The organism is Mycobacterium sp. TH-M25 (genome assembly GCF_057473665.1).
Map to the genome: position 1 here is coordinate 1 of NZ_JBYCLA010000565.1, position 4,015 is coordinate 4,015.

The 4,015-nt window shown below is 64.6% G+C and carries 5 protein-coding genes and 1 pseudogene; 3 read left to right on the forward strand and 3 right to left on the reverse strand.

Annotation, left to right across the window (positions count from 1 at the left end; translation table 11 throughout):
- Nucleotides 1-200: pseudogene (gene aspA, locus AC2VOU_RS18855) on the forward strand (aspartate ammonia-lyase); the annotation flags it as partial.
- A 518-nt stretch (nt 201-718) separates the two neighbouring features.
- On the opposite strand, the gene AC2VOU_RS18860 reads toward aspA, so the two are convergent.
- The 3 genes from AC2VOU_RS18860 to ltrA all read right to left on the reverse strand — a co-directional run bounded on the left by AC2VOU_RS18860 (nt 719) and on the right by ltrA (nt 2,800).
- Nucleotides 719-1,054 (reverse strand): type II toxin-antitoxin system PemK/MazF family toxin, encoded by a 336-nt coding sequence (locus AC2VOU_RS18860; RefSeq protein ID WP_486958736.1) that lies wholly within the window; start codon nt 1,052-1,054, stop codon nt 719-721.
- Nucleotides 1,051-1,320: an antitoxin gene (locus AC2VOU_RS18865; protein WP_486958737.1), complete on the reverse strand. Its 270-nt coding sequence runs from the start codon at nt 1,318-1,320 to the stop codon at nt 1,051-1,053. The genes AC2VOU_RS18860 and AC2VOU_RS18865 overlap by 4 nt, the downstream gene beginning before the upstream one ends.
- A gap of 106 nt (nt 1,321-1,426) precedes the next feature.
- Nucleotides 1,427-2,800, reverse strand: a complete 1,374-nt coding sequence (ltrA, locus tag AC2VOU_RS18870) for a group II intron reverse transcriptase/maturase (RefSeq protein WP_407689776.1) — start codon at nt 2,798-2,800, stop codon at nt 1,427-1,429.
- Between the two features lie 552 nt (nt 2,801-3,352).
- Here ltrA and AC2VOU_RS18875 point away from each other — a divergent pair.
- On the forward strand, nt 3,353-3,547 hold the full coding sequence (locus AC2VOU_RS18875; protein WP_486958738.1) for a hypothetical protein: 195 nt from the start codon (nt 3,353-3,355) through the stop codon (nt 3,545-3,547).
- Nucleotides 3,548-3,722: 175 nt separating this feature from the next.
- On the forward strand, nt 3,723-4,015 hold a 293-nt coding region (locus tag AC2VOU_RS18880), incomplete at its 3' end, for a lyase family protein (protein ID WP_486958739.1).

Here is a 4,015-nt window from a genome sequence, read left to right on the forward strand (position 1 = left end):
CCCCGTCGATCGTGACGCCGCTGAATTCGGCGATCGGCTACGAGGAGGCCGCCGCGGTGGCCAAACAGGCGCTCAAGGAACGCAAGACGATCCGGCAAACCGTGATCGACCGCGGCCTGATCGGAGACAAGCTCTCCATCGAGGAGTTGGACCGCCGCCTCGACGTGCTGGCGATGGCCCGGGTCGACGCCGAGTCCTGACCCGGACGGGGCTTACAGTAACTCCCGAATTCAGGCCCTCCGCTCTACCGTTGCGGAGGAAATCAGGCCTGACGGCAGAGAACGCCAGCGGCTCCCGGCCGTCAGCGCTCTGGCCGGACCGCTACGATGTCAGGTTCGCCCCGACTATCGGCTCGGGCGCCGGATAGTAATCCGGGACAGGATTCTCTTGTGAGTCATAGCCCCGACCGCCGACGCCCGGACCTTTGTTGCCTTCGCTGTCCGGCCCGACGGAGCCACCGATGTGCCGACCGGCTTCCCGCCGGCCACACCCGGTTGGCCGGGATGTGTTCCAACGCCGCCACCGTGACCGCCGGTGCCAGCGGTACCGCTATCCCGGCACAGTTGGCCAACAATGGCCAACATCAGACCAACATCAGACCAACATCAAATGTAACGGCGGTGGCGTCAGACACGCGCGCCGCCACCGCATCGACCCCGTAACCAAACCACCGCGACGCTGCCGCCGCCGACCGAGCTTGTCGGCGCCCTTCAATGCGTCACCGTGACTCTTCGGGCCGCTGCGCCCCCGGGAGAGCCAGGGCCACGGCGAGTGCACCGTTTACCAGCCGCATGGTCGGAATGGATAGCGTTCCAAGGTAGTCGCCAAGTTCGTCCTTGCCGAGAGTTTCAATGTTGTCGGCGTTGGCATACCCGCTCAATGGGTCGTTGGGCGACAAGGGAACCCAGGTGGGTATTCGGCGCGGTGTGGTTGTGAGCCGGATCGCAAGCACATCCGCGGTACGGCGATTCCGTGGGTTGTTCGACACGATCAGCCAAGGCTTTGGGCCGTAGCCGATGTCGCACCGGTAGACCTGCCCGCGCAAAGGTTTCACTCGGCGGCGGCTTTCTGGCGTGCGTTGCGGCGCGTGCGTGCGGTCACGCGCTCGGTCTCGGATTCATATGGGTAATGAGGGTTTGCTTCGACGGCTGCCGCGTAGGCGGCGTCGAGGGCTTCTTCGCGCAATGCTTCCCAGAGCCGATTGATCGCGTCGACGATCGCGGCGTTGCCGCTGCGATAGTGGCCAACGGAGATGACGTCCTCAAGACGCTGGCGTGTCGGTTCATCCAGACGCAGCCGCGTGGAGTACTCAGCAGTCATTGGTAGTCGGGGGCGCGGTGCTCGTTGAGCCCGTTTCCCCTTCCCCCTTTCAATCCGTGCGTGCGGTTTTCCCGCACACGGCTTACCGATGATCTTCTAGACATGGTTACGCAGCTTTCGGGTAACGGATGGTGCCACGAAGCCGGTGCAGGCCGTGCCCGTTAAACCACTCTTCGGTCCACTGCTCAGCTTGTCCAGCACGCAGATTGCGGCCCCGCTTTCTAACCATCAAGCGAAACAACCGCCAACACACGTACCGGTCGATCTGGCGGAACTTAACGGCGGCATTGCCGGTACGAAAGTAGTTGCCCCAGCCGCGCAGAATCAGCGTCAACTCCGCGATCACGTCACGGATATCGAGACCGACCCGGTTGCGGCCGGTGCGGTCGCGCACCTTGGCCCGTAACCGGGCCATAGCCGTTTGACTGGGCCAGCGGTGCAAGTAGTAGCGGATGACCCGCTTCTGCTCCCACAACCGCCCCGACATGCGGGCGCGGAAATGACAGCCCAGAAAGTCCAGGCCCTCACGCCCTGCCCGCAGATCGACCACCTTCGTCTTCTCCGGATGCAGCCGCAACCCCAACGACGCCAGGATCTCTCCCACCGCCGCCAAAGCATGCTCGGCCTGTTCCGCCGTGCGGCACAACACCACACCGTCATCGGCGTAACGCACCAACTCACCCACCCCACGGGCAGCGAGTTCGGTGTCGAGCACATGCAGAAAGATATTGGCCAACAGCGGCGAGATCACCCCGCCCTGCGGGGTGCCCGCGACCGTCCGCTGGGTCACCCCCTCGACCATCACTCCTGCTTGCAGCCACAACCGCAGCAGTTTGAGCACCCGCCGATCCGAGACCCGCCTACCCACCTGCGTGAGCAGCCGGTCGTGGTCAATCTCGCCGAAGAAATTAGCGATATCGAACTCGACCACAAACACCTGGCCCTCGATGAACCCGGTCCGCAAGCGTTCCTTGGCCATCACCGCCGACCGCCTCGGCCGAAACCCGAACGAGCACGACAAAAAGTCCGCCTCGAAAATCGGTTCCAACACGATCTTGGCCGCCGCCTGGACCACCCGATCTCGCACCGTGGGAATCCCCAACGGCCGCTTACCACCTCGTGGTTTCGGAATCTCCACACGCCTGGCTGGCGCGGGAAGATACACACCCTCGCGAAGGTCACGACGCAACTCGCGCAACATGCGGTCCACGCCGTAGTCCTCCACCGCAGCCACGGTGATCCGATCCACCCCGGCCGCACCTTTGTTCTTACGCACCCGCTCCCACGCCTCCCACAGGACGTCACCCCTGTAGACACGGTCATACAGAGCGTGGAAACGCCGACCCTCAGACTGCTTGGCCGCAGCCCATAGCACCCGTTGCAGTTGTTGCACTTTCACCGGCGAGGCCACCAACGGCTCGTCGTCGGCTACAGCAAGCGATGGCTTGCCGGGGTAATTGGACCGAGTCACCTCGGTCATGCCCTGATGCTTACCCGCTTCGCGCGCGTGATCAAAGCAGGGGCCCTTCCCTCCCGGCGTGTCTCTCACGCCGATCAGCGGTACTACGACCCCCTCGGACTCCCGCTGCCCTCCAAAGGATTTCACCATCGGCTTATACCCTTGGTCTTTGCCGGACGCAGGCCAGGCAGACGGGTCTCTCCCCTTCCGAACCAGACTGTGTGCACGTGCCGCTCCCCATACCCCGGAAGGACCCGACGAGCTAACCCCGGACCGGGGCTCGACGGACATAGGCCTTCGCCGTGACATGAGCGGCTCGGCTCCTCCGTTGTACATTTGACGAGGCTGCAGGACTCGCGCCTAGCGGCACTACGGCCCGCGCACTTGCTCCCTCCAAAGAGGCTCTCGACACCCCGCTTAGCCCGCCGCCTCTCAACGACGAACCGGGGCCTGCTACCCGGCGCTCCGGTGCCTACCGGGACGGGACTTACACCCGCAAGCCTGATCCAGCTTCTAGGACGCACCATGCAGGCATGTTATCACGGTGGTACCGCACTATGACACCCTTATATGGTGTCTATTTACGGTACCAGTTATTACGTCGGCCAGCGGCCGTATTCACAGCCAGGTGGCGTCACGCAGCGTGTCGGCGGACATGATCTGCCGTTTCAGCTGGTTAGCGCCATGCCACAGCTGTTTTCCGGTGGCCGGGTCGACGGCGAAACAAACGTCGGCGTCAACGCGCTCGGCGCCGCCGAGCCGACGTAGAACGTCGGCCGCTTATTGGCGGTCAATCAGCGTCTGGATCAGATCGGCGATGCGCTGTTGACCGGCGGCCGCACCGGCGAGCTTATCCCGCGGAGCGCTGGTGTGCTCCCACAACCGTCGAACCTACTTCGGTGCCCGATATCGCCGCATCGCCGCACGCCGCGGACCGTGGCCGCTGACCGCTGACCGCTCCGATCACGCCGGGTACCGCATCGAGCACGACACCATGGGCGAGGTCCGGGTACCCGCACACGCGTTGTGGCGGGCCCAGACTCAACGCGCGGTGGAGAACTTCCCGATCTCCGGGCGCGGCCTGGAACGCGCGCAGATCCGCGCGCTGGGCCTGCTCAAGGGCGCCTGCGCCCAGGTGAACAAGGACCTCGGGCTGCTGGCCCCGGAGAAGGCGGACGCGATCATGGCCGCCGCGGCCGAGATCGCCGACGGCCGCCACGACGACCAGTTCCCCAT

Excerpts from the sequence above, each read along its gene's own strand:
- ltrA (WP_407689776.1), bottom strand. The coding sequence starts at position 2,800 with ATGACCGAGGTGACTCGGTCCAATTACCCCGGCAAGCCATCGCTTGCT.
- AC2VOU_RS18865 (WP_486958737.1), bottom strand. The coding sequence starts at position 1,320 with ATGACTGCTGAGTACTCCACGCGGCTGCGTCTGGATGAACCGACACGC.